Genomic DNA, 24,023 nt, shown 5'->3' with positions numbered 1-24,023 from the left:
TTATTTACCGATAAATGTCTTTATCTCGTCAAATTTTATGACACCTTTGCCAGCGTGATCTTTCATAAAGCTATTTGCCTTTGCTTCGTCTTTAAACGGGATAAACTCCTCGCCCATTGGTCCAAAAACGTTTGAGCCATGAACGTAAAACGCCTCTTTTGCATCAATCTTTTCAAGCGTGTAATAATCACTCACATAAGCCTCTTTCGCCACATCATCTGCAAAGTAAAAGTGCGCCATATCTTTTACACCATCAAAGTAATAATCCTTGCCACCAGCCTTTATAAGCGTCGCCCACTGCTTGTTTTTTATAGGCATGCCACACACCGCACATCTTGCGTCCTTTGGTAGCTCGATGCGCTCTTTCGCGCCTTTATAGGCGTTTATGTTTGCCTCACTCGTCAAATTTCCAGCCCATAAGGCAAAAACCGCACTAAGCAACAAAGCTATAAATTTCATCTTATCTCCTTTAGTTTCTCTTTTTCTAATTCGCCCTTTTCATAGAGCTTTTTTAACATCTCATCATCAAAGTCTATCTCGTAGTAGCCCTTTACAAACTCGCTAAATTTATCAAACTCATCAAATGCATACCCAAGTAGCCAGCGTCCGCCGTTATTGCCACCGACTAAATTTTGATGCTCCTCCCCGTCATACCAGATAAAAAAGGTCGTCTGCTCTATCTCATCTGGCAAGAAGTAAGAGCGAAATTTAGCAGCCTCGCCACTATAAATTTGCTCTACTAAGCTTTTATCAGAGCCAGCACTTAGCGAATTTAGCTCATTTTCATGGTCAAACCCTCTAACAAGTACCGCCTCACGCGTAAATATCACGTCCAGTAGATCGCCCTGCCCGTTATCTACCACGTATCTTAGGCTATTTTCATCCTCTCTTTTAGAAATGAGCCGTAGATACTCTTCATCTGGCTCTAAAAAGGCACTATCAAGCACATATAGCGCCTCTAGGCTTGCTTGCATGTTACCCCAGTTTTTAAAACTCATCAATTCTTTCCTAAAATTTCTAAATTCTCGCACGCCTCTTTTAAGCCATTTTTGCAGCTTTTAGTGAAAATTTCACGTGCTTTTTCTACGTCCTCTTTCACGCCTTTGCCCTCAGCTAGCATGATAGCGTAGTTGTTGCAGCCCTTTTCATAGGCGTATATGCACGCTTGCTCGTAAAGCTTTGTCGCTTTTGTAAGGTTTTGATCAACCCCTTGCCCATAAACATATAAAAAGCCAAGGTTGTCACACCCTATGCCAGCTTCGTTTGCGCAGGCCATCTCGTAGTTTGCTTTAGCTTTTGCGTAGTCTTTCTCGGTGCCTTCGCCCTGAGCATATAAGTAGCCAAGGTTGCTACATCCCATGCCGTCCCCTGCTTTGCAAGCCTTTTCATAAAGCTCTTTTGCCTTTTTTGGATCTTTTCTCACACCAGTACCATTTGCATAGAGCAAGCCAAGCTCCGTGCAGCCCTCGTTGTCGCTACATGCTTTTTCGTAAAATTTAACTGCTTTTGCTAGGTCTTTTTCTACGCCTTTGCCTTTTTCATAGACGTAGCCAAGGTTGCTGCAAGCCATAGAGAAATTTTGATCGCAAGCCTTTTCATAGAGCATTGCCGCTTTTGCCTCGTCCTTTTTGACGTTGCCGTCACCCCTGCTGTAAAGCACAGCTAGGTTGTAGCAGCCTGATGCCTTTTTCTCTTTGTCGCAAGCATCTTTATAAATTTGTGCTAGTTTATTGTGATCATCTTTTGCGTTTAAAGCCTCTTTGATGTAGCCAGCATTTAAAACGCACAAACTAGCAACCAGTAAAACCAAACTCTTCATCATATCTCCTAAACTACTTTTATATCTCTACCGCGGTAGGCTAGGGCGATTAGCAAGGCAAGAGCCGCTAAGATCAAATATATTAGCCCTGAAACGCCAAAACTTTCGCCATTTGCGTATGAGTGAAGTCCGCTAAGGTAGAAATTTACTCCAAAATATGTAAAAAGCACCGAAGCAAATGATAGCACGCTAGCCGTTAAAAAGGTAAAAACGCCCCTTAGCTTTGGTATAAACCTTAGATGAAGCACTATGGCATAGACGATGATCGTGATGTATGACCAGCTCTCTTTGCTGTCCCAGCCCCAGTATCTGCCCCAGCTCTCATTCGCCCAGACGCCTCCTAAGAAATTTCCGATAGTTAGCAAGCTAAGTCCTATGATGAGGCTTAGCTCGTCGGTGGCGGCGAGGTATCTTATCTGCTCGCTAAGCTTTTGCTCGTTTTTGTCATTTTTTAGAGCCATCAAGATAAGTCCCACAAGCCCTAGCACAAAGCCAAAGCCCAAAAAGCCGTAGCTTGCGGTGATGACGCTTACATGCACGCTAAGCCAAAATGACTTTAAAACTGGGACTAAATTTGTTATCTGTGGGTTTATAAAATTTAGATGAGCTACCAGCAAGCTAACACTTGCAAAGAGCGAAGCAGCGCCAAGAGCGAAGCTTTGATGCTTAAAAAATAGCACTCCAGCTAGCACGCTTATAAGCGAGATATAGACTAAACTCTCATAAGCATCGCTCCAAGGTGCGTGACCTGAGATGTAAGCGCGTAGGGCTAAATTTAGAGCATGCACCGCAAAGGCAGTGAAAAACGCAAGGCTAAGCGCCCTTTCAAATCTAAATTTCCTCCCAAAAAATATCCTATAAAAGCCAAGAGCGAGCGAAGCAAGAGCTAGGATCATGTAAAAATAGATAAGAAATTTAAATATCTCCATTTGATTGTAGAGCACTTCAATGCTGGCCTTTGTCTCGCTTGGCGCAAGAGAGCCTAGAGTGCCTCTTTGATAGCTTGAAATTTGCTTCAAGCATTTATTGGCGCCCGCGCACTCGCCACTTTTTACGCAAAGGCTTAAATTTTCTATGTAAGCGCCTAAAACGCTTTTAAACTCGTTTGAAATTTCATCTTTGCTAAAGGCTTCATTTACGCCTAGCCACGTGATCGCTTTGCCATTTTTAGCGGGGATAAATTTTAAAATTTCGCCCTTTAGCGCAAGGTATAAGACATTTAGCCTCTCGTCAAATTTAATAACGTCGCTATCAAATTTATCTCTTTTTGAGGCGGATTTTTCATTTGCAGCCTCTACAAATTTAGCCAGCTTATACTCGCCATTTTCGTTAAAAACGTCATTAAAGCTAGCAAATTTCTCACTAACTCCAAGAAGCTCGCCCACACGCTCACTCGTGATTTTTACTATCTTTTTATCCATCCACTCTTGTGGCGAGATGGCAAAAGAGAGCATCAGTTCATCGCTACTAAGTCCAAAGAGCGTGGTTTTGGTTGAAATTTTGCTAAGAACTGCTCTTGTGTAAGAGCCAGCTGGCGCGATCCTGCTATCAGTTTGAACTAAAATTTTGGCAAATTTATCTGCGTGAGCTTTAAAATTTGTAGCCTCATCGCTTGCGAAATTTGGCGTAGCATTTAGTAAAAGCAGGGTCAAAAATGCAAACTGCGTGCCTTTTATGAAGTTACAAAGTCTAAAAAATCGGCTCTTTTTGCTAAATAAATTTCCCACAAAGCCAAGGCAAAGCAGAAAATATCCGATGTAAGTTGGCACTTTGCCAGGATCAAAGCTGATCTCAAAGGCGCTTCCAAGCTCGTCAGCGTCGTATGATGACTGAAAAATTTTATAGCCCATGATACTTAGTGGGTGATTTAGCGAAATTTCATGCTCGGCATCTGCGATGCTTACCCTGCTCGTGTAAGATGATGGGCTATTTAGCCCTGCGTAGCGCTCTAGGATAAATTTATCAAGCCTTAGTGAAAATGGTAAATTTATAGCCCTTGAGCTAAAGTAAAATTTCGCCTCTTGCCCGTCAAAGCTCAAAACGCTTGGCTCAAGATCATATCCAGCGCCACCTTTTAGCTTGGCGGTTTTGCTCTTTTGCCCAGCAAAGCCAGCCTCTATGCTAAGCGTGGCTGGAGCGTTTTTCTCATCCTTTTTGTAGCCAACTATCTTTATAATAAATTCTTTGCCGTTTATATCTTTTTTGAAGCCAAAGTCGTTTTTGCCAAGTAGGCTAAGTTTTAGTGGATATTCAAAGCTCTCATTTGAAATTTTCACTCTTAAATAGGGCTTTGTGCTTTGCATATAGTTGCCACTCTCACCCACTCTAAGATGCAAGACGCCCTCTTCGCCAAAGTATCTTGTAAGCGCAGCACCGATGAAGATCACGATAAAAGCAAGATGTATCAAAAATGCGCCAAATTTCTTATACATCTTGGTTTTTACGATGCTAATGGCTAGGCAAATAGCGCAAGCTGCCATGATGCACTCGTACCAGAGCGCTTCATAAACAAGCACTCTAGCCGTCTGTGTGTCATAAAAATTTTCCAAAAAGGTTGCTACCCCTGCACCAAAAGCAAGGATAAATAATAATATTAAAGACAAGCGATAAATGTTTAAAATTTTCATCACTTGCCCTTAAGCCTTAAATGCTATAAGTCTGTCCTGCATAAAGTATAAAAACCCTAAGCAATAAAACGCCAACGACTGCTGCAAATGAGCCAAGGTAGAAGCTAAATTTCATCTTGCCAAGTGCGAAATTTAAAACAAGAGGCAAGACAAAGCCAACTAAAACAACCCCAAGCCAAAAGAATTTAGCCCAAACGCCACTATAAAATGCAACTGCTGCGCCTTGCTGATAGCTTGAGCCAAGCAAAAGCGATACAAAAAGCATTAAAATGAGTAAAATTTCAGCGCATAATACGTAAAACTCCACGCCATGAAGCGAGCCAAGGTCGCTTGAGTGTGGATCTTCTTTGAAAAATAGTGCCGCTATCAAGCTGCTACCACTTATGCCAGCACTAAGCCCTGAAGCTATGAAAAGCGCTGGTAAAACAGCGGTATTTAAAAGTGGAAATCTAATGAGCACCGAGATCAAAAAGCCTGTATATGCGCAAATGATAACCGCAAAAATCAGGCAAAGCGCGCTTAAGAGCGGATAAAGTGGCGATAAAATTTTCATCACGCCATCAAAAAAGCCGCAAATCGACTTTAACTCCGCATTAAAAGCGTATAGACACATCAAAAAGCTAAGCGGTATAAATACGCAAAGCGCGGCTACACCGATAGACATAACCGATGTGAAGTTGTAATTAATCAAAATTTTCCAAAACAAAAGCGGCTTTTCAAGGTCAGCTATCAAGCAAACCATACCAAGCATGATGCTAACAAAGGCTAGAAGCGAAGCAGCCTTGAAAAATGGACTAAAGCCATCTTGTCTTTTGTAACGCTTTAGAACTATGGCAGCTATTAGCGCTCCGCCACTCATACCAGCTAGCAAAAGATAAACAGCGATCGGCCAGCCCCACTCAACTGCGTGCGAAAATGTCGCAGTGAAATTTAATGCACCATCCATCTTACACCCCCGCTTTTACTTTAGGAATATATCTAAGGCTTGGTTTTGTGCCAAGTTCTGCTCTTAGCCTTATGCTATCTTTGACAGCTAAAAGCTGGCTAATGTGCGAGCTCTCATCGTTTAAATCGCCAAAGACCAAAGCCTCATATCTGCACGCCTCAACGCAGGCTGGATCTTTTTTATCCTTTAAATTTGTATCTATGCAGAAGTTACAGCTTTGGGCTGAGTGATTGACTTTGTCGATATATCTCACGTCGTAAGGACAGGCTACGATGCAGTATTTACAGGCGATGCAGTCATCTATGTTTGTAGTTTGGATGCCAGTTTTTATGTCCTTGTGACAGGCTTTTGTTGGGCAAACAGCCACGCAAGGCGCATCCTCACACTGCTGACAAGATACTCTTACATATCTTTTATCGAGCAAATTCTTTGGATCAGTCTTATCCTCTACAAAAAGTCTCATCTGTCCTTTTGGGACTAAATTTACCTTTCTACATGCCACTTCGCAATCCGTGCAGCCGACGCATTTGTTTTGGTCAAATATCATGCCAAAATGTGGTTTTTTCGCACTCTCTTCACTCTTAAAAGCAAAACCACTACTTGCCACGCTAGCACCAGCAGCCACAACTGCCATGCGTTTAAAGAAGGCTCTTCTGCTATTTTGATTTTGCATTTTTAACTCCATTTATGCCTTAATGAGGCTTTTTAATGCCCTCATTTTGCTCTTTTTCATGAATTTTTCTTGCTGCCTCAGCTAGTTCGCCAGGCTTTAAGACCTTAATAAGCTCTATCTCAAAAACGATAGTCTCGCCACCAGGTATCCCCTCCATGCCGCTATCGCCGTATGCAAGCTCAGATGGGATGACAAATTTAAACTTCTCGCCCTCTTTCATAAGCATAAGACCCTCTTCAAGTCCAGGGATCAAATTTAGCATCGAAAGATGAGCTGGAGCCTCTTTTGTCTCGTCAAAGACCTTGCCATCGACAAAACTTGCTTTATAATTTACTATGATGATGCTCTCAGGCTTTGGTGTAGCCCCTTTTGAGCCACCTTTTATGATCTCATATTGTAAATTTGATTTTGTTGTTTTTACATTTTTGTTTTTTGCATTTTTTTCCATATAGGCTTTGCCTTGGGCTAAATTCTCTTTTAGCTTGGCAGCCTCTTTTTCTTTTACTATCTTATCTAAGCTTTCAGCCCTTTTGTTTAGTAGCTTTGCTATCTCATCATCACTTAGTTTTAGCTCGCTCTTTAGAGCATCGCTAAAGCCTTTTATCACTGCATCAGCGTCATAGCCAACACCTAGTTGCTTTTGATCTAGCAGTCCTTTTAAAACATATCCACCGCTTGTTGCGCCTATGGCATAAGAGTCGTTTGTATCGACATTTGCCAAGATGCTAGCCACGCTTAGGCTAAGAAGTAGCGAACATTTTAAAAACCCGTTTTTCATTTCAAACCCTTAAGATTAAAGGGGCTAAAACTAGCCCCTAAATGCTATAAATTTTTGTTTAGAATTCTCTGAGCTTCTTTTATATACTCTTTAGATGCATCTAGTCTTTGTTTTGTAAATTTAAATCCGTGCATACCCCACGAACCATCTTTTTCAACCATATCGATGATCTCTTGAGCGTTTTGGACAAGCTCATAAACTCTTGCTTTATCACTTGGATCTAGCTTTTTAGTCTCTAGTAGTGAGTAAATTCCCTCGATGCCTATTTTGACCTCTGAGAATTCATTTTTAACTGGAGTTTGCCATCCCATAACCTCATCATAAACTTGTTTTTGGTTTTTAAAATGAAGTGTTGGTTTTAGCTCAGATAGCACTGGGCTATGGCAGCCTTTATTATCTTTCATATCTTTATCAGCCCAAGATGTTCTAGCGCATGCCCACATCAAATCAACATAGTTGTGGCCATTTTTATCTCTCTCAAAGTGCCAATCTTTAGCATCTCTTGGACCCTTAGCAGCGTCGCCTGGGACAAGAGATTTCTCTTTTGGATCAACCATGATCTTCCAGATGTGAGAGCGTCTTTGAGTATCAAAGCCAGCGTTGTCTTGGAACTGAACAGCGTAGAAATTCTCGCAGCTCATCATAAATGGCATGTGGCAAGATGCACAAGTGTTGTTTTTGTGAGTATCTGCTTTTGATGCGATATATGCTTGAGTCTCGTGACAATCTTTACAATCTTTTTTGATCTTTGGTTTAGTGTAGAACGCACTTAGATAGCCTTGATCTGGGTTGTAATTCATGCCAGTTACGCTCTTATCGCCTACGACGTTACCTGTGTTGTCGTGTGGATCGTGGCAAGTGACGCATCTCATACCTTTATCGTAGTGAGCGGTAAAGTATGATTGTGAGCCCTCAGAACCGCATCCTGGTCCCATTGATTTAAATTTAGAGCTTAATGAGAGATCTAGCTTGCCGTTATTGAGCGGATTAGCTCGCATTAGATCTGGGCTAAAGTTAAATCTTTGGTGACAGCGTTCGCAGTTTGATGTTCTAAAATTTGTAGCTCCATCAAGGTGACCGCCAGCTCCGTGGCACTCCTCACAGCTTACGCCTTTTGAGATAGTGTGTTTTTGAAGCTCTTTGGCGTTACCAAGTGCTGCGTAAAATTCTGCTTTTGACTTAAAGTCAAATTTAACTGGGTGACAAACCTCACAATATGATGAGTTTGCTTGGAAAAACATCGACTTTTTATGTTTTGCGGCGTATGAGGCAAGACCTCTAACATATCCGCCATTATCGCCATACTCTTCAAGCGTGCCAGGAAATTCTGGGACAAGCTCTTTTATCTTTTTAACAGTTGCGTCGTCTAAATTTAACGCCCATGTTCTTTGCCATTGGTTACCGCCAGCCACGATCTGACCTGTGCCATCTCTTAGCAAACCACCCTCAACGTAGTAAGTACCACGAAGTAGCCATGCATCAACGTAGCCCATCTTAGTTCTTAAGTGACCAACGGTTGCATAGATGACATCTGGAGTGATACCTTTTGGAAGGATAGAAGCGGTATCTTTGTCAAATACTGGCTCAGTTAGGTTGTTATTGACCTCTGGGTGCTCGCCAGGGAAGCGCATAGTAGTTGCGTGGCGAGATCTGCTCCAGACCTCATACTGAGCTGGGTGACACTCACCGCACTTTTCTGGACCTACAAATTTATTAGGAAACTGAAGCGATGAGGTGGCTGGAATTCTATACATCATAGAGCTATAGCCCTTGCCACCATCTCTTTTACTAAGCTTTGACATATCAAAGCCATGTCCCTCGGCAAGCCACTCTAAGCCACGGTCGTGAACGACCATTTTGCCGACGGTTTTGCCACCATACTTTGTAAAAATAGGGTGGTTTTTAAATAGCCAGTTATACATCTCTTGCTCTTCTACGACGTAGTCTTGCAAGGAGACAACACCTCTACTTTGCAGTGTGCCTTTAGGATTTGCGATAACATCACGTGCTTTATCGGACATCTGCATATTATGCTCTTCGCAACAGGCTTGTGAAGCAAAGATACTAACACCCATGAGTAAGCCTGCTAAGGCTTTGTGTAAGTTTCTCACGTCTCCTCCTTTGAATTTTTATCCTAAAATCAAAATGATTTCATACTGATAATCTTAACACCAAAAAAGGGCAGAAAAGGGGGAAAATTAACAAATTATAAATTTTCGAAACTAATTGTAAATGCAACGTGGTTTTCATCCACATTTTTAGCAAAGATTAGGGCGTTATTTTTGCGAGCGATAAGGCGGCTCATATATAGTCCAAGCCCGCTACCGCTCTCTTTTGTGCTAAAGTGTGGCTCAAAGATGACCTTTAAAAATGAATTTTTTATCGCCCCTGCGTTATTTTGCACGCATAAATTCTTGCGATTATCTTTTAAAAAGGTGCTTATCTTTATCACTCTTGGCTTTGTATAGCTTTGTTTAAATGCGTCTTTTGCGTTATTTATGATGTTTATTAAAATTTGGATTATCTCATTGAAATTTGCAAATACCTCAAAATTTTCTCTCACGTCAAGCTGCACTTCGATCTGATACTTTTTAAGCGTTGCGTTTAAAATTTTTATCGTTTGATTTATCACTTCAAGCACCTTAAACTCTTTTCTCAAGGTATTTGGACTAAAGAAATTTTTAAAGTCATCAACAGTTTCTGACATGAAATTTATCTGCTTGCTGGTCTCTTCTATAAACTCATAAATTTTCGCCTCATCAAGCTTTTTTCTCTCTTGATAGAGCTCTAAATTTATCAAAGCTGAGCTTATCTGAGCAAGCGGCTGCTTCCACTGGTGCGAGATATTGCCTATCATCTCGCCCATAGAGGCTAGGCGGCTTTGATGTATCATTAGCTGCTCAGTCTGCTTTTTGCTCTCCTCGCCTCGCCTATGCATCTTATAAACAAGTAGTAAAAATAGCCCAAAGATAAGCGTTATGGCGCTCATTATGACGATGACCTCTTGCAAGTGATAGGTAAAAATGGCGCGTATTGGTATCTTAAAAGAGATCATCGCGACAGTTTCGTTCACGTCTGGGATCTCTATGCCCTCCATGCCATATTTTTCTAGCATTTGTTGTGGGGCATTTGCGCTGCTATGACAGGCTAGGCAGCTTGGACTTTGGTTTTTTATAGGCAGACCCACAAAGAGCTGTGAGCCATTTTCATCTTTTATTATCTTTACAAATTCTTTAAATTTATTCTCTTTAAAGCCGTGCAAGACGCTAGCTTCAAATTCATTTGGCTCGTGAGCTTTATTTAGCGGAGCGATGGCAACTAGCTTGTAGTCAAATTCAAGGTTGTATTTTTTCTTTTGGATATTGTAAATTTCACGGCTTATATATGAAGATGATAGAAGCCTCTCGTCAAAAAAGTCCTCTTTTAAGATGCCCTGCTCTTTTAACTGCTCGATTAGCGGACGCTGAACTCCAGCGATATACTCTCTTACTGAATTTATGCCCTCCAAAACATAATACGCCTCTTTTTTGGCGTCTTTCATCGCAAGATCGTTGTAAAAATTTAAAACAAGCGCCGAAACTAGCAGATAGACAAAGATAAAAGCACCGACAATTAACTGAAATTTATATCTCACAAAGATAACCCACGCCGTATAAATTTTTGATCACATCTTTGCCAAGCTTTCTTCTAAGCTCCTTTACGATCGTTTTTATAGCCTCTTTTGTGGGCTGCTCGTAGTCCCAGATGTAGTCAAAAATTTGCTCATAAGTGATAGTTTGGTTTTTGTTGTTTAAAAAGTACTCCAAAAGCTTGCTCTCGCTCTTACTTAGATGAGAAATTTCGCCATTTACATAAAGCGCTTTTTTGCCAAAATCATACTCAAGCTCGTCATTTAGCCTGATAGTTGGCGTGCGTCCAACTAGCTCAAAAGCCACATCTTCAAGCGCTTTAACAAAAGATTTTTTATCGTATGGTTTTGCGAGATATCTTGTGATCTTTAGCTCAACCGCGCGCCACAGATACTCTTGCTCGACGTGGCTTGAAAGGATCACGATAGGGATTTTTTGATTGATAGCTCTTACTTTTTTAGCGATCTCAAGACCATCGATATTTGGCACGCTGATATCAAGCACTAGCACGTCATACGCCCCGCTCATAGCAAGCTCAAGCGCATCAAAGCCGTCTGTAACGCCTTTAACCTCTGCGAAAAAGAGCTCCAGCGAGGCGCAGATATTTCGCAAAATCGCCTCTTCATCCTCTAAGCAAAGGACCTTTTTGTTTGATAAAACATCTAAAATATCATACTCTTGCATACGTCATCTCATCTCTTAAGCCAAAATGCCGACTTAAATAACACAAAATAAAAACTATTTCATAAATTTACATCATAATCGTAATCTTAAAGTAAAAAATAGGCTCGCTACTTAAGCGATAAATTTAAAAAAGAAAGTTAAATTTAGCCAAAGATTTGGCTAAATTTATCAGGTTCTAAATTTTGAAAGGCTAGTGTTTAGGTTATCAGTCATCTTTGAAAGATGAGCGGCTGCAAGTGAGATTTCATCCATACTTTTTGAGTTTTGTTTTGAAATTTCATCGATATTTACGATGCCTTTTATCAGCTCTTCGACCTTATTTCCAGTCTCTAGATAGTCCTTCGTAGAAGTCTCATTTAAGCTAACGCTCTCGTTCATTAGCTGGTTCATATTTTCTATTTTTTCATTGATTTGGGCTGATTTTTTGCAAAGCTCTCCAGCTTTTTTAGCATTATCGCCGATGGTTTGGCTTGAGTTTGAGATCGCTTCAACGATTAAATTTATAGTCGCATTTATCTCGCTTAGGCTATTTTGCGTGCGTTCAGCCAGCTGCCTAACCTCATCAGCCACGACTGCAAAGCCACGTCCGTGCTCTCCCGCACGCGCTGCTTCTATGGCAGCATTTAGAGCAAGTAAATTTGTCTGATCAGCGATGTCATCGATGATATTTAAGACATCTTTTACATTTTTAGCTTGATCAGCTAGGCTTTTCATCGAGCTAGCGAGTGAAATTTCGCTATTTGCAGCCTCATCTACATTTTTACTAAGTCCCAAAACATCGTTTGAGACATCATTTATATATAGACAGGTTCTTTCAAGATTTTCTTTGCTTTTCTTAGCCTCTTCAAATGAGCTCTTTATCTCTTCTGACATAGTTTTTGCCATATTTGTCGTATCTGTGACGATTAGTGAAGATTTGTTGGTTAAATTTGTAGTTTGAGCTGAGGTTGAAGAGAGCTGCTCGGCGATAGATGAGTTCTCATGCGCTAGGCCTTTAACACTTTCTATAACAGATCTTAGCTCGCTTGTTAGGTCATTTATAGAGCTTTTGATGTTTGAAATTTCATCTTTGCCGCTAACTTCAAGCTTTTTAGTAAGATCGCCCTTGCCACTTTTTATCTCATCTGACATCTCGGTTAAATTTGCAACGATATTTTTTATAGGTTTGATGATCGCCCTACTTAAGATAAATAGCACGACAGCTATCAAAACAACCGTTATCACGGCACAAGCGATGATAAAAGTTCTTGTATTTTGGCTATTTTGCTCGTTTAGCACGACCTTTGTCTTTTCTATCTCATCGGCCAAATCATCAACATATACGCCACTTCCTAGCATCCACTTATATGGCTCAAAATTTGCAGCATAGCCAAGCTTCTCCACTGGCTCCTCGCCCTCTTTTTTCGCCCAGCCAAATGTGACAAATCCGCCGCCTTGTTTAGCCTTTTCGATGAGCTCTTTTATAAGAAGTAGCCCTTTTGGATCTTTTAAGCCGATTAAATTTTTACCAACAAGAGATGGCTTTTCAGGGTGCATCAAAACAACGCCATTGTAGTCGTAGATGAAGATATAGCCAGTCTTATCGCTAAAGAATTTTAGCTTTGAGACGACTCTAAAAATTTCTTTTTTTATCTCATCGTCGCTTAGCCCTTTTTCTTTGCCACCATTATAAATTTCACGCATCATTTGATTGATCGTCTCGACGTCATCTCTTAAATTTTCTTTTCTGGCATTTACCAGCTCGTCGTAAGACTTATGGGTGAAAAACTGAGTTAGATCGCTTGAAAATTTGCTATTTAAAAAGATGAGCAAACAGCTAACAAGCAAAACTGAGAAAACAAAAGTAAGAATTATCTTTGTAGATATTTTCATAGCACACATCCTTGCATTTTGGGATCTCCTAAAAATTTACGTGCCATTTTATACATTCAAATCTTAATTATAAATTAACTTTTGAAATTTAAGAAAAAAGAATAAATTTGATGAGAGAATTTACTCAAAGCCCAAAATAACGAATAAGTTACAAATATTATTATCTTAAGCTTTGAGCGTAAAAAATACGTAAAATTTAGTAGCCTTTAGTTGCCTCTGCTTCCAGGCTTAATCGCCTTGCTACCACTCTTACAAAGCGGACAGTGCTCTGGCTCGTAAATTTCAAATTCAAAATTCCCCAAAGCAAAAAATGGCTTATCGCTTGGCAGTTTTGCATTTACTTTAGCTTCATTGCCTAAATTTGCAACCTTGCAAAAGCCACGGTTTGCAAGTGCCGCAAAGCCAACCACCTCGCCGCCAAGGCTCTCTATCACGTGGGCTGCTTCAAGTGCTGAGCCACCAGTTGTGATGATGTCCTCACAAACTATAAATTTCTCGCCCTTTTTCACTTCAAAGCCGCGCCTTAGGCTCATCACCCTATCAACGCGCTCTGTAAATATAAAACGCTTTTTCGCCGCGCGAGCTAGCTCATATCCAGCTAAAATTCCACCAAGTGCAGGAGAACAAACACTATCAAATTTAATGCCAAATTTCTCTATCACGCGCGCTAGCTCATCTGCTAGCTTTGCAGCAAGTGCAGGGTCTTCAAGCACCTTAGCACTTTGCAGATAAAACTGCGAGTGGTTACCACTGCTTAGCAAAAAGTGTCCCTCCAAATACGCCCCAGCGTCCTTATAAATTTTCTCTAAATCCATCGCTTTTTCCTTTTAAAATTTGCCAAAAATCTTAACACATACCCACTTAAGCCACTCTTTTTAAAATTTAATAAGCCCTGCGCTTGTATAATTCTTGCACTCATACAAAAAGGACACACATGCTTCTCTTTAACCCTGTTGTTTTTAGCATTTTGGTGATGACGGTGCTATGTTTGCTACGCTTTAACATCCTGCTTTCTATCCTCGTTTCTGCACTTGTTGCTGGGGTTATGTATAAGCATGGTTTTAGTGGATTTGAAAGTGGATTTGCAAGCGGTTTTGAGAGCTTTTTTACAGCTCTAAAAGAGACCACGCAAAGCCTCATAAGCGGCATGCAAGGCAACCTTGAAACCTCTCTTAGCTACATCTTGCTAGGTGCTCTTGCAGCTGCCATAGCAAATACAAATTTAACAGCCATTTTGATAAATGCAATGAGTAAATTTCTTAGCTCAAACAAGGTCATTTTTACGCTAACCATCGCATTTATCGCTTGTTTGTCTCAAAATTTGATCCCAGTTCATATAGCTTTTATACCTATCTTGATCCCGCCACTTCTTGCTCTTATGAATAAAATGGGCATAGATAGACGCGCGGTGGCTTGTGCTCTTACATTTGGGCTTCAAGCGCCTTATGTGAGCATTAGCGTTGGCTTTGGTCTGCTTTTTCACAATATCCTTAAAAAAGAGCTAGCAAACAACGGCATAAATACAACCATCTCAGACATCTCATCAGTCATGTGGATAGGTGGGGCTTCGATGTTTGTGGGGCTCATCTTAGCCATACTTTTTTATGGTAAAAAAAGAATTTATAAAACTTCTAAATTTGAAAAGGCCGAGCTTGATGAGATCGAGCGCGCAAAAAGCCTTGAGATGACTAAAAAAGAGTGGGCGGTCTTAGCCGGTGCGGTTGTCGCCTTTGTCGTGCAAATTTACACTTCGCTCTTGCCACTTGGCGCGCTACTTGGACTTTTGGTTATGGTCGTTTTTGGCGGTATCGAATATAAAAAAGTAGATAAGATCATGGATAATGGCCTTGCTATGATGGGTTTTATCGCATTTATTATGCTTGTTGCTGCTGGATATGGCACCATTTTAAGAGAGAGTGGCGGTATAGACGAGCTTGTAAAATACGCCAGCTTGGTATCTGGCGGCAAGATAGGCGGAGCATTTTTGATGTTACTTATCGGACTTTTAGTCACGATGGGCATAGGCACTAGCTTTGGCACTATCCCTATCTTAGCCTCTATCTACGTGCCACTTTGCCTTAGTCTTGGCTTTGGCGTGCCAGCTATCATCTTGCTAGTTGGTATAGCAGCAGCTCTAGGCGACGCTGGAAGCCCAGCAAGCGACAGCACACTTGGACCAACGAGCGGTCTAAACGCTGATGGTGAGCACAACCACATATATGATACTTGCGTGCCTACATTTATATTTTTCAACATCCCACTAATCATCGGTGGCATCGTAGGAGCCATGATACTTGGATAAATGTGTTAAAATCATTAAAAAATTTAAAGGAAAATGCGATGCAAACAAATATTGACTATGCAAAATACGAGACGATGACACGTAAAGCATTGTTTAATTCTCTTGAAAAAGAAGAAAAAAAACTAAATTCATTGCAAGATACTTTAAAAAAACAATCAGAACTAATCCTTTATCTTAAAAAAAAGATAAAAAGCAAACTGGATGAGCCAAAAGATTATGAACTTTTAAAGTCTCCAAGCATAAAAAAACTCGATATAGAATTTAAAAAACTCTCAAAAGTGGAGCAGGAAGCACTAATAGCTGAAGTTAAAACTGAGATGGGCGTTTAGTGTATAAAATAGTCATTAAGCGCCCTGCTGACAAGCAACTAGATAAAATTTCAAAAGGCGATCTAAGAGCAGCTCTAAAAATACGCACCTTTCTAAAAGAGCTCGAAAAAGTAGAAAATCCTTTTGCAACAAATAACGCAGAAAAGATGCAAGGCTATGATGATCGCTGGCGTTGGAGAGTTGGCATACATTACCGCATAATAGGGCTTAAGCAAGATGAAATTTTAACTATTGAGATAATAGAAATTTCATCACGAGAAAAAGCATATTAAAAAATACAATCTATAAAAATTTTCAAATTTTTCTCTTTTTGCCGATATAAATTTTGGAACATCTTTTGCTTTAGAAAGATCATAAAAAATTTTAAAACGAGAAAAAAAGGATAAGCTCATGATGAGATCACTTTGGTCTGGTGTTTCAGGCCTACAAGCCCACCAGATAGCCATGGACGTAGAAGGCAACAATATCGCAAACGTCAATACCTATGGTTTTAAATACAACCGCGCAAATTTTGCTGATATACTAAGCCAAACTCCAAGAGTAGCTACTGCTCCACAAGGCCAGCTAGGCGGTCAAAACGCTATGCAAATAGGTCTAGGAACGACTATAAACTCAACTACAAGAATTTTCTCACAAGGCACACTAACATCTACTGATAAGCAGACAGACCTTGCACTTCAAGGAAATGGTTTCTTTGTCGTATCTCCAGATGGTGGAACTACAAGATACTATACAAGAAATGGTGACTTTGTCCGTGATAAAGCGGGAAATTTTGTAAACAATAGCGGATATATCGTTCAAGGCTGGACAAGAGATGAAGAGACTGGCACTATCGACTCAACAGGTCCGATAAAAAATATCGTGATCAAAGAAGGTCTTACAACTCCGGCAAGAGCTACAACAGAAGTAAAGATAAAAGGCAACCTTGACTCAGGTAATAGCATAGGTCAAAGAAGCACGCCTATCTACGCTCTTGACTCAGTAGCAGGCGGACGTGACTTTAATAACGATGGAATTTTAAATGCTAACGAAGTTCATAATGAAAACGACGTAAATAACGATGAATTTTATACAAACTCAAAAAAAGAACAAATGCTGACAGAGCGTGGCGTCGATCTTGGCGTGACATTTGACGAGCTTGGAAACGGCCTTGCTCTAAGAGAAGGTCAAGGTATATGGATAAGTTACGCAAATGCTAAAACTCAAAAATACACAATAGGAAGTGATACTCCACAAAATATAGGTCAATTTGTAGGGCAGAAAAAATTAAATATAACACTAAACGGCGTAAAGATCGAAAATAAAAATATAACTAATATTAGTGACGTTGCAGCTGCTATCAACGCTCAATACAATAAAACTGGTGTTAGAGCTGAAATTTCAGAGGGAAATAAACTAACTCTCATAAATAGAAATAACTCTGGTACTACTGAAGATACCAAAAATATTCACTTAACAGTTTATGGGGATGACACAACTGGTCTTGGAAGTATAGATGTTATAACAGCATACCAATATACTTATACAAGCTCACAAACAACAACCGTTCATCCAAATAACGACAAGATCGCAAGACAAGTAACCACCACAGAAGATCTTCGTAGAGCTATGCAAGAAGATGCTAGATATCACGTTGATTACAATGGTGACGGAACTATCTTGAATGTAACATCAATGGATGAGTTAATAGAACAAATACAACAAACAAACGATGCAAACAATGAAGCTATAACTAAAGCAAATGCTGCAGCGGCAGCGGCAACAGCAGCCTCAACAGCTGCTAACACAGAAGCAGCCAATGCACTAACAGCTTTAAATGCTGCAATTGCAGCAGCAGCTGGTGGCGGTGGCGGTGGCGGCGCAATACCTGGTGTACCTGCTGGCTTACAAGCTCTCCTAGCAGCGGCAAACAATGCAGCAACAGCGGCAAACAATGCAATCAATAACGCAAATAACCAAATCGGAACACCAGCAACACTACCAGCAGCTAATACTGCTGCAACAACTGCAGTTAATAATGCAAATGCTGCTAACTCGGCTGTTATCGCAGCTATTATTACAGCTGCAAATGCTGCTATAGCTGCACCTGGAGCTGGTGTTAATACTGATATAGAAGATTTACGTAAAAAATATAAAGAAGCGGCTAATAAAGCAGCTGAACTAGCTGAAGCAGCTGATAATGCAGTAAATGCAGCCAATGTAACTGCCATAAATGCTGCTTCTATGGCAAGGATTAATGCTGACAAGCTAAATAAAGCAAGAGCTGCAGGCACAGCGACAGCTCAACAAGAAAAGATAAAAAGCTTATCAGACTTAAATGATGGCGTAAAATTTACGGTTAATAAACTAGGTCAATTTCAGCTAGAAAACCCAACAAATGATAAATTCGATCAAGGTTTATATATATCAACTACCGCTCTTACAAAATCAGCAGAGAACACAACTACTCCAGCAGTCAATGAAAATGTTCGCTTTACAAACATCATGAAAGCACTTGATGGCGCACTAAGCCCAGGTCAAGCACTAAGAGCGAGCGGCAAGATGATGATGTCAAGCCACGGCTCAACAGCTGAAATTTTTGACTCACTTGGCTCAAAACACACAGTTAGTATAAAATGGGCAAAGACAGGCACTACAAAAGATGGCGGTACAGAGTGGAATATGATTATACAAGTGCCAGAACCTGCTAAGATAAACTACACAGGTGAGGGTCCAGACAACGTCGTGACTGGTTCAGTTAGATTTAACTCAAACGGCTCACTTGCTAGTTTTCACCCAGCTACGATAACATTTTCAGCTAACAACGGCTCACAAAGTGGTCAAAATGTTAGTTTAAATTTTGGCTTGGGAACAGACTTTAATGGACTAACAAGCTTTGATAAAGACTCATCAACTGAGTCTATCTCACAAGATGGCTACACAGGTGGTACATTAAACGGCGTGAAAGTAGATGAAACAGGAACTATCATAGGCTCATTTACAAACGGCCAAAGCTTTGGTCTAGCTCAAGTGGCACTTGCTAGCTTTACAAACAATGAGGGTCTTCAAAGTGAGGGCGGAAACGTCTTTTCACAAACTGCAAACTCAGGCGAAGCAGTCATCGGCGCAGCAGGCACAGGTGATAAAGGAACGATCGCGGCTTCAAAACTAGAAGCTAGTAACGTCGATCTAAGCCGTGCGCTAACAGATCTTATCGTCATCCAAAGAGGCTTTCAAGCAAACTCAAAAACGATCACAACAAGCGATGAGATGCTAAACACACTTCTTCAACTAAAACAATAACAAAGGGGGCGCTCGCTCCCTTTTAAATTTACAAATAAAATCAGCCTTCTTTTTGTAAAATGCTAAAAAATTTCACAAAAAGAGAAAATATGCAAGTAACACTTCTAAATCACACCCCACTAAATATCTGCTCTCACGCGATCCGCACATGCTGGCAAAGCTTTGAAAAAGGCGATAATGGCGGCGAAAAAGATGTCGAACTGATAGATAGAGTGGGTAATAAATTTAAACACGCTTCAACACTAGAGCATCTTTACTACAACTTCTACATCCAAGGCATCTCGCGCGCACTACTTCAGGAGCTAGCCCGCCACCGCTTAGCGAGCCTAAGCGTCAAATCAACCCGCTACACGCTAAAAGAGCTAAAAAAGGAGGAGAAATTTGAAGTAGGGCAGTTTGAGCGTGCGGCTAAATTTATCGTGCTAACAAATGACGAAATGGTCGATAACGCAAGCATAAAAGCGCTTGAAAATTTACGTGAAATTTTAGCTTCAACCACAAAAAGCCTTGATATAGTTAAATACTGCTTGCCAGAGTGCTATAAAACCGAGCTTACATGGAGCATAAACGCTAGAAGCTTGCAAAATTTCATCTCTCTAAGAAGCTCAAAATCAGCCCTTTGGGAGATAAGAAATTTAGCAAATGCTATCTACTACGCCTTGCCAAATGAGCATAAATTTATCTTTGAGAAGTGCTTGCCAGAGGATGAGGGTTAAAATTAAGTGCAAAACAGCACCAAAGTATAAATTTAGATATGTAAAAAAGTGTTCTAATATCTTTTAAAAATATCTTGGTGCCTGCCTATTTTAAAAAGCTTTAAAATTTCATCATCTCTTTGATAAATTATTACCAAATCTCCAAAAACATGGCACTCTCTAAATTCTTTCAAACTTCCAGTAAGCTGATGATCTTTTAAATCATCAGCTAATTTTTCATCATTTTGTAGTTGAAAAACCACCTTTGAAATCGCTTTTTCATCCCATCCTTGCTTTAAAACTAACTTCAAATCCTTTTTATAAGAGCTAAAAATTTCTAAAATTCTCATCAATGATTTTCTTGTTTTATTTCATTGATCAAGTCATCATGGCTTTTGTAAAATCCAACACTTTTTGCGTTTTTTAAATCAAGCAATGTCTGCTCTGTCGGTATCTCTTGCTCTTTTGAACTATTGACATACTTGATTTTATATTTTGGATCCATAGCTTGTGCCATCGCTTTAAATGCCTCAATAGCTTTTTGACTGATATTATCACCTATTATTGTTATTGTTTGCATAGTATGCCTTTTTGTTTTTTTGGGATTATATCATTTTTTGTTTTATTGTGTTTTTGTCTAAATTTACTTTTTCAAAACGTAAAGAAGCTCGTCTACGTGGATGTTTCTAGCTTTTAAATTTCTGCTGCCGCGGTAGGCGTTATACTTTTGGCGAAGCAGATGAACTTTGCCCATTTTATTTAGGTTTTTGTCAAATTCGTCTTGGTTTATAAAGCCCTCTGAGTTAAACGAGATGAGCACAAATTTCGCCTTTAAATTTGCTATCAGCTCGAAAAATGCCTCGCTTGCTGATGATTTTTTATTAAAAACTGATCTGTTCCAGTCCTTTGCGATGCCTGAAACTTTTGAAATTTTACTTGGCTCTTCATAGCTTGCGATGAGATTTAGCATGAAGTAGTTTGAGCCGTATGGATGCTGGTTATAAGGCGGATCAAGATAGGCTAGATCAAGCCCATCAAGCTTTTTTGCGAGCAAATTTGCATCCTTTTGATAGACCTCAAATGGCACACTAAAATTTGAAAAAATAGGCTTAGTCAAATTTATATCAGAAGTGATCCTTGAGATGGCATTTTGCCCCCTGCCACCAAACTGACCGATGCCCTCTTTATTTTTATGAAAACCTTTAAAAATTCCACTCGTATTTGCATGCACGCTTGCGTTATAAAGTAGTGGAGCTATGAAAAATTTTCTCATCTCCTCTGGCAATATCTCATCTATGAGCCTTCTTGCAGTGTCGATGAATTTGGCATTTTTTTTCGTGTAAAAGACCCGCTCTCCAAAAGCTATATTTTCATCATCTTGCGGGGCATAAAGCCTTGTTATAAAGCCCTCAGAAAGCTTATCTTCTATCTCTTTTTCAAGCTTTTTTTGCCAGAAATTTATCTCATCTTTTAGCTCATTTGTGGCGTTTTGCAGGTAGCATGAGTTTGTGATGAAGCTATAAAGCTCCAAGTCGTTTGCGACTAGAAATTCGCTATTTTGTTTTAAAAACCTAGCCACCACGCCGCTTCCGCTAAAGAGGTCGCAGCAGCTAAGCTTCTCTTTTTTAAGCTCGTCTTTTGCGTATTTTACGCCTCGCTCGATAAAGCCTAAAAGAGAGCGTTTATTACCAAGATAGGTTAAAATTTGCTCTTTTAGATAGGCTTGATTTTCTTGTTTAGCTGGCTTCAAATCAGTGCTTTTTTAGTCCCATAGCATCAACGTCAAGTTTGATCTCTTCGTTATTTATGATGACTAGACCTTGTGCTAAAATTTTATTTGCTATGGCGTGCGCCTCATCAAGCGAGTGCATCTTGTAAGTGCCGCATTGAAATTTATTTAGTTCTGGGATCTTATCTTGATCTTTGACCTCTAAGATATCTTTCATCGAAGCAAGCCATGCCTTTTTTACAGCTTCTTCGCTAGGTGTGCCTATCACGCTCATATAAAAGCCCGTCCTACAGCCCATCGGCGAGATGTCTATGATCTCCACGCCGTTGCCGTTTAGATGGTTTCTCATAAAGCCAGCAAAAAGGTGCTCTAAAGTGTGGATGCCCTTTTCTGGCAAAATTTCTTCATTTGGCTTGCAAAATCTCAAGTCAAAAACGCTGATATCATCTCCTTTTGGGGTCTTCATACTCTTTGCTAGTCTTACTCCTGGGGCTTTCATCTTCACATGATCTACGCAAAAACTATCAAGTAGTGGCATATATTCTCCTTTAAATTTTTGGTAATTTTAGCGTAAAAAAGATTTAAAATTTAAAGGCCCACGTAAATTTACATGAGCCTAGTAGTATTTTTGGGTATTAAAATTTATTTTTTCTAACGTCTGTTAGTATGACCTTCGCCATGCCGTCTATCTCGCTAGTTACATCGTTTGTAGTATTAACAACTGAAATATTTTCTTTTGTAACATTATCTATTTGAGATACACTTTGATTTATCATATCAACAGCTGTTGTTTGCTCTTTGATTGATTCACTCATCTCGTTAATTGATTGAGCAAGGACATTTGTATTTGCCTCGATCTCGCCAAGTGATTTTTGTGTTCTTTCAGCTAGCTTTCTAACCTCATCAGCCACAACTGCAAAGCCACGTCCATGCTCACCTGCACGAGCAGCTTCTATGGCAGCATTAAGGGCTAGTAAATTTGTCTGATCAGCGATGTCACGGATAATAATGATGATATTTTTGATCTCATCACTTTGTCTTATAACATCCGCTGTCTTTTGAGATATTGCATTCATTGAGCTTGACATCTCTTCGATAGCTGCTGCACTTTCTTGAATAGACTCTGCTTGCTTATTTGCTCCTGAAGTTAAATTCTTCATAGATTCAGATAAAATTTGTGCTTTTTCTTCCAAAATTTGAGCTTGGTTTAGGTTATCATTTAGCATATTGCAAATAGCAACACCAGAGCTATTTATACCAAGCATCATAGCTTTTAGATCAGCTTCAATGTTTTCATCTATTTCAATCTTTGCAGTATAGTCATTTTTAGAGTAAGCGTTTAATATATTTATTACATTACCCAAATTTTTACTAATAGAACTAAAGAAAGTGTTTAGTAAATCTTTTAGTTTGATAAGAGATGGGTTATTTGGGTTCTCACTTAGTTTGACGCCTAAATTTCCTCTTATCATATTATTTGCAGCTATATTTAGCTCTTCAAGCATAGTATTATCTTTTTGGATACCAGCTATGACTTTGTCGATATTTTTATTTATCTCTTCGCTCATCACGCCAAATTCATCAGTCGTGTGGATATCTAGCTTGCTTGGGGCAGTGCTGCTCTCATAAGTGATAAATTTAAATGTATCAGAAAGCTTCTCTTGGATAACTCCGATAGGTTTAAGTGAGCGTTTTAGTAGTACAAATACAATGGCTGAGAGTATGACTATAAAGAGCACCGCAAGTATTAGCTGAGCTTTTAAGATAGGTATAGTGTTGTTTGAAAAGGTATCCGCACCTATTGCAACAGCAGCAAGCCAGCCATCATCGTTGATAGGTAAAATTTTAGCTGTTACATCTTGGTTTTTAGAGTTTTTATATAAGATCAGACCATTTTCGTCAAATTCTTTATTGTTATACTTTTCTGAGACGACCTTTGTAGCAGGCAAGATGGTACCAACTTCTGAAGCTATATCAGAAATAAGCATAGTTCCATCTTTTTTCATAATATAAGCATATCCACCTTCTTTAGTTTTACCAATATCAAGGATCTTGTCACTTAACTTTTTAATGTCTATATCAATACCAAAAACACCTTGAAATTTACCATTTTTAGTAACAGGAGCAGTAAAAGTGATAACTAGATCATTTGTAGAAGTAACTCTTGGCTCGGTATAAATTTCTTTATTTTTCTCTTTTGTACTCTTATACCAACCTCTAGTTCTTGGATCATATTTATCAGCTACGGTTGTTCTTTTACCATCTGATTGAAAAAAGCGTCCATCTTCATCACCATAATATACATAAGTTATTATGGAATTTGATATCTTTTTTTCAAGCAAAACGAAATTCATTATATCATCGCCACTTTGCAACTCATCGATAACAGCTGAAGATTTTTTAACGTATTCTAAATTTTCATCAAAAAACGTATCTATGACACCTTTTACATCTTTTAGAATTTGATCTTCTTTTTGGCTAACAAGCTCAACCACCTTTTTCTCTGACGTAAAATAGCTGACTGCAGAAATAGCACAAAACGAGATGATGAGTAAGATCATCAAGGCAAATGCTATTTTATTTGTGATAGAACGAAACACCTTTACTCCTTTAAATTTTGTTTGAAATTTATTTGTAAAACAAAATCGGAGTAAAAAT

General features: G+C 39.5%; 21 protein-coding genes and 2 pseudogenes. 5 read left to right on the top strand and 18 right to left on the bottom strand.

What is annotated here, in order from left to right; translation table 11 throughout:
* The 13 genes and pseudogenes from HMPREF1019_RS07785 to pyrE form a co-directional block, all read right to left on the bottom strand.
* A complete protein-coding gene (locus HMPREF1019_RS07785) occupies window positions 1-459 on the bottom strand; it encodes a nitrous oxide reductase accessory protein NosL (RefSeq protein ID WP_009295165.1) in 459 nt (152 codons plus the stop codon).
* Window positions 456-998 (bottom strand): hypothetical protein, encoded by a 543-nt coding sequence (locus HMPREF1019_RS07780; RefSeq protein WP_009295163.1) that lies wholly within the window; start codon window positions 996-998, stop codon window positions 456-458. The genes HMPREF1019_RS07785 and HMPREF1019_RS07780 overlap by 4 nt, the downstream gene beginning before the upstream one ends.
* Window positions 998-1,819, bottom strand: coding sequence for an SEL1-like repeat protein (locus HMPREF1019_RS07775; RefSeq protein ID WP_009295161.1), 822 nt, complete (start codon window positions 1,817-1,819; stop codon window positions 998-1,000). The genes HMPREF1019_RS07780 and HMPREF1019_RS07775 overlap by 1 nt, the downstream gene beginning before the upstream one ends.
* Window positions 1,820-1,827: 8 nt before the next feature.
* Window positions 1,828-4,446, bottom strand: coding sequence for a cytochrome c biogenesis protein (ccsA, locus tag HMPREF1019_RS07770; RefSeq protein WP_009295159.1), 2,619 nt, complete (start codon window positions 4,444-4,446; stop codon window positions 1,828-1,830).
* Between the two features lie 16 nt (window positions 4,447-4,462).
* The gene (gene nrfD / locus HMPREF1019_RS07765) at window positions 4,463-5,392 is read right to left on the bottom strand and encodes an NrfD/PsrC family molybdoenzyme membrane anchor subunit (protein ID WP_009295157.1); all 930 of its coding nucleotides are present in this window, start codon (window positions 5,390-5,392) and stop codon (window positions 4,463-4,465) included.
* 1 nt (window position 5,393) lies between these two features.
* A complete protein-coding gene (locus tag HMPREF1019_RS07760; RefSeq protein WP_009295155.1) occupies window positions 5,394-6,065 on the bottom strand; it encodes a 4Fe-4S dicluster domain-containing protein in 672 nt (223 codons plus the stop codon).
* Between the two features lie 19 nt (window positions 6,066-6,084).
* Window positions 6,085-6,843 (bottom strand): FKBP-type peptidyl-prolyl cis-trans isomerase, encoded by a 759-nt coding sequence (locus HMPREF1019_RS07755; protein WP_009295153.1) that lies wholly within the window; start codon window positions 6,841-6,843, stop codon window positions 6,085-6,087.
* Between the two features lie 44 nt (window positions 6,844-6,887).
* Complete coding sequence (locus HMPREF1019_RS07750) at window positions 6,888-8,954, bottom strand: cytochrome c (protein ID WP_009295151.1); 2,067 nt, start codon at window positions 8,952-8,954, stop codon at window positions 6,888-6,890.
* Between the two features lie 95 nt (window positions 8,955-9,049).
* Window positions 9,050-10,477 (bottom strand): ATP-binding protein, encoded by a 1,428-nt coding sequence (locus HMPREF1019_RS07745; protein ID WP_009295149.1) that lies wholly within the window; start codon window positions 10,475-10,477, stop codon window positions 9,050-9,052.
* Window positions 10,467-11,156, bottom strand: coding sequence for a response regulator transcription factor (locus tag HMPREF1019_RS07740; protein WP_002940643.1), 690 nt, complete (start codon window positions 11,154-11,156; stop codon window positions 10,467-10,469). The genes HMPREF1019_RS07745 and HMPREF1019_RS07740 overlap by 11 nt, the downstream gene beginning before the upstream one ends.
* Before the next feature lie 485 nt (window positions 11,157-11,641).
* A pseudogene (locus HMPREF1019_RS10675) lies at window positions 11,642-11,831 on the bottom strand (methyl-accepting chemotaxis protein); the annotation flags it as partial.
* A gap of 351 nt (window positions 11,832-12,182) precedes the next feature.
* Window positions 12,183-13,028, bottom strand: a pseudogene (locus HMPREF1019_RS10670) (cache domain-containing protein); the annotation flags it as partial.
* Window positions 13,029-13,234: 206 nt separating this feature from the next.
* Entirely contained in the window at window positions 13,235-13,843 is a 609-nt protein-coding gene (gene pyrE / locus HMPREF1019_RS07730; RefSeq protein WP_009295144.1) for an orotate phosphoribosyltransferase, read from the bottom strand.
* Between the two features lie 119 nt (window positions 13,844-13,962).
* Here pyrE and HMPREF1019_RS07725 point away from each other — a divergent pair, with 119 nt between their 5' ends.
* The 5 genes from HMPREF1019_RS07725 to thyX all read left to right on the top strand — a co-directional run bounded on the left by HMPREF1019_RS07725 (window position 13,963) and on the right by thyX (window position 19,657).
* Window positions 13,963-15,330 (top strand): Na+/H+ antiporter NhaC family protein, encoded by a 1,368-nt coding sequence (locus HMPREF1019_RS07725; protein ID WP_009295143.1) that lies wholly within the window; start codon window positions 13,963-13,965, stop codon window positions 15,328-15,330.
* A 38-nt stretch (window positions 15,331-15,368) separates the two neighbouring features.
* Window positions 15,369-15,659, top strand: coding sequence for a hypothetical protein (locus HMPREF1019_RS07720; protein WP_009295142.1), 291 nt, complete (start codon window positions 15,369-15,371; stop codon window positions 15,657-15,659).
* Window positions 15,659-15,931 carry a type II toxin-antitoxin system RelE family toxin gene (locus HMPREF1019_RS07715; protein WP_009295141.1) on the top strand — a complete coding sequence of 91 codons (273 nt, stop codon included), beginning with the start codon at window positions 15,659-15,661 and terminating at the stop codon, window positions 15,929-15,931. Before HMPREF1019_RS07720 ends, HMPREF1019_RS07715 begins: the two co-directional genes overlap by 1 nt.
* Before the next feature lie 118 nt (window positions 15,932-16,049).
* Complete coding sequence (gene flgE, locus HMPREF1019_RS07710) at window positions 16,050-18,941, top strand: flagellar hook protein FlgE (protein ID WP_034901526.1); 2,892 nt, start codon at window positions 16,050-16,052, stop codon at window positions 18,939-18,941.
* A gap of 89 nt (window positions 18,942-19,030) precedes the next feature.
* On the top strand, window positions 19,031-19,657 hold the full coding sequence (thyX, locus tag HMPREF1019_RS07705) for an FAD-dependent thymidylate synthase (RefSeq protein ID WP_009295139.1): 627 nt from the start codon (window positions 19,031-19,033) through the stop codon (window positions 19,655-19,657).
* 53 nt (window positions 19,658-19,710) lie between these two features.
* Here the strand turns inward: thyX and HMPREF1019_RS07700 are convergent, their stop codons facing one another.
* The 5 genes from HMPREF1019_RS07700 to HMPREF1019_RS07680 all read right to left on the bottom strand — a co-directional run bounded on the left by HMPREF1019_RS07700 (window position 19,711) and on the right by HMPREF1019_RS07680 (window position 23,965).
* Entirely contained in the window at window positions 19,711-19,986 is a 276-nt protein-coding gene (locus tag HMPREF1019_RS07700) for a type II toxin-antitoxin system RelE/ParE family toxin (RefSeq protein WP_009295138.1), read from the bottom strand.
* The gene (locus tag HMPREF1019_RS07695; RefSeq protein ID WP_009295137.1) at window positions 19,986-20,216 is read right to left on the bottom strand and encodes a hypothetical protein; all 231 of its coding nucleotides are present in this window, start codon (window positions 20,214-20,216) and stop codon (window positions 19,986-19,988) included. The genes HMPREF1019_RS07700 and HMPREF1019_RS07695 overlap by 1 nt, the downstream gene beginning before the upstream one ends.
* 63 nt (window positions 20,217-20,279) lie before the next feature.
* Complete coding sequence (locus HMPREF1019_RS07690; RefSeq protein ID WP_009295136.1) at window positions 20,280-21,386, bottom strand: DNA adenine methylase; 1,107 nt, start codon at window positions 21,384-21,386, stop codon at window positions 20,280-20,282.
* Between the two features lies 1 nt (window position 21,387).
* Window positions 21,388-21,903, bottom strand: a complete 516-nt coding sequence (luxS, locus tag HMPREF1019_RS07685) for an S-ribosylhomocysteine lyase (RefSeq protein ID WP_009295135.1) — start codon at window positions 21,901-21,903, stop codon at window positions 21,388-21,390.
* Between the two features lie 97 nt (window positions 21,904-22,000).
* Window positions 22,001-23,965 (bottom strand): methyl-accepting chemotaxis protein, encoded by a 1,965-nt coding sequence (locus HMPREF1019_RS07680; RefSeq protein WP_009295134.1) that lies wholly within the window; start codon window positions 23,963-23,965, stop codon window positions 22,001-22,003.
* Window positions 23,966-24,023: the final 58 nt, after the last annotated feature.

Source organism: Campylobacter sp. 10_1_50 (genome assembly GCF_000238755.1).
Classification (GTDB): Bacteria; Campylobacterota; Campylobacteria; order Campylobacterales; family Campylobacteraceae; genus Campylobacter_A; species Campylobacter_A concisus_R.
This window is presented reverse-complemented; position numbering and strand designations above follow the sequence as displayed.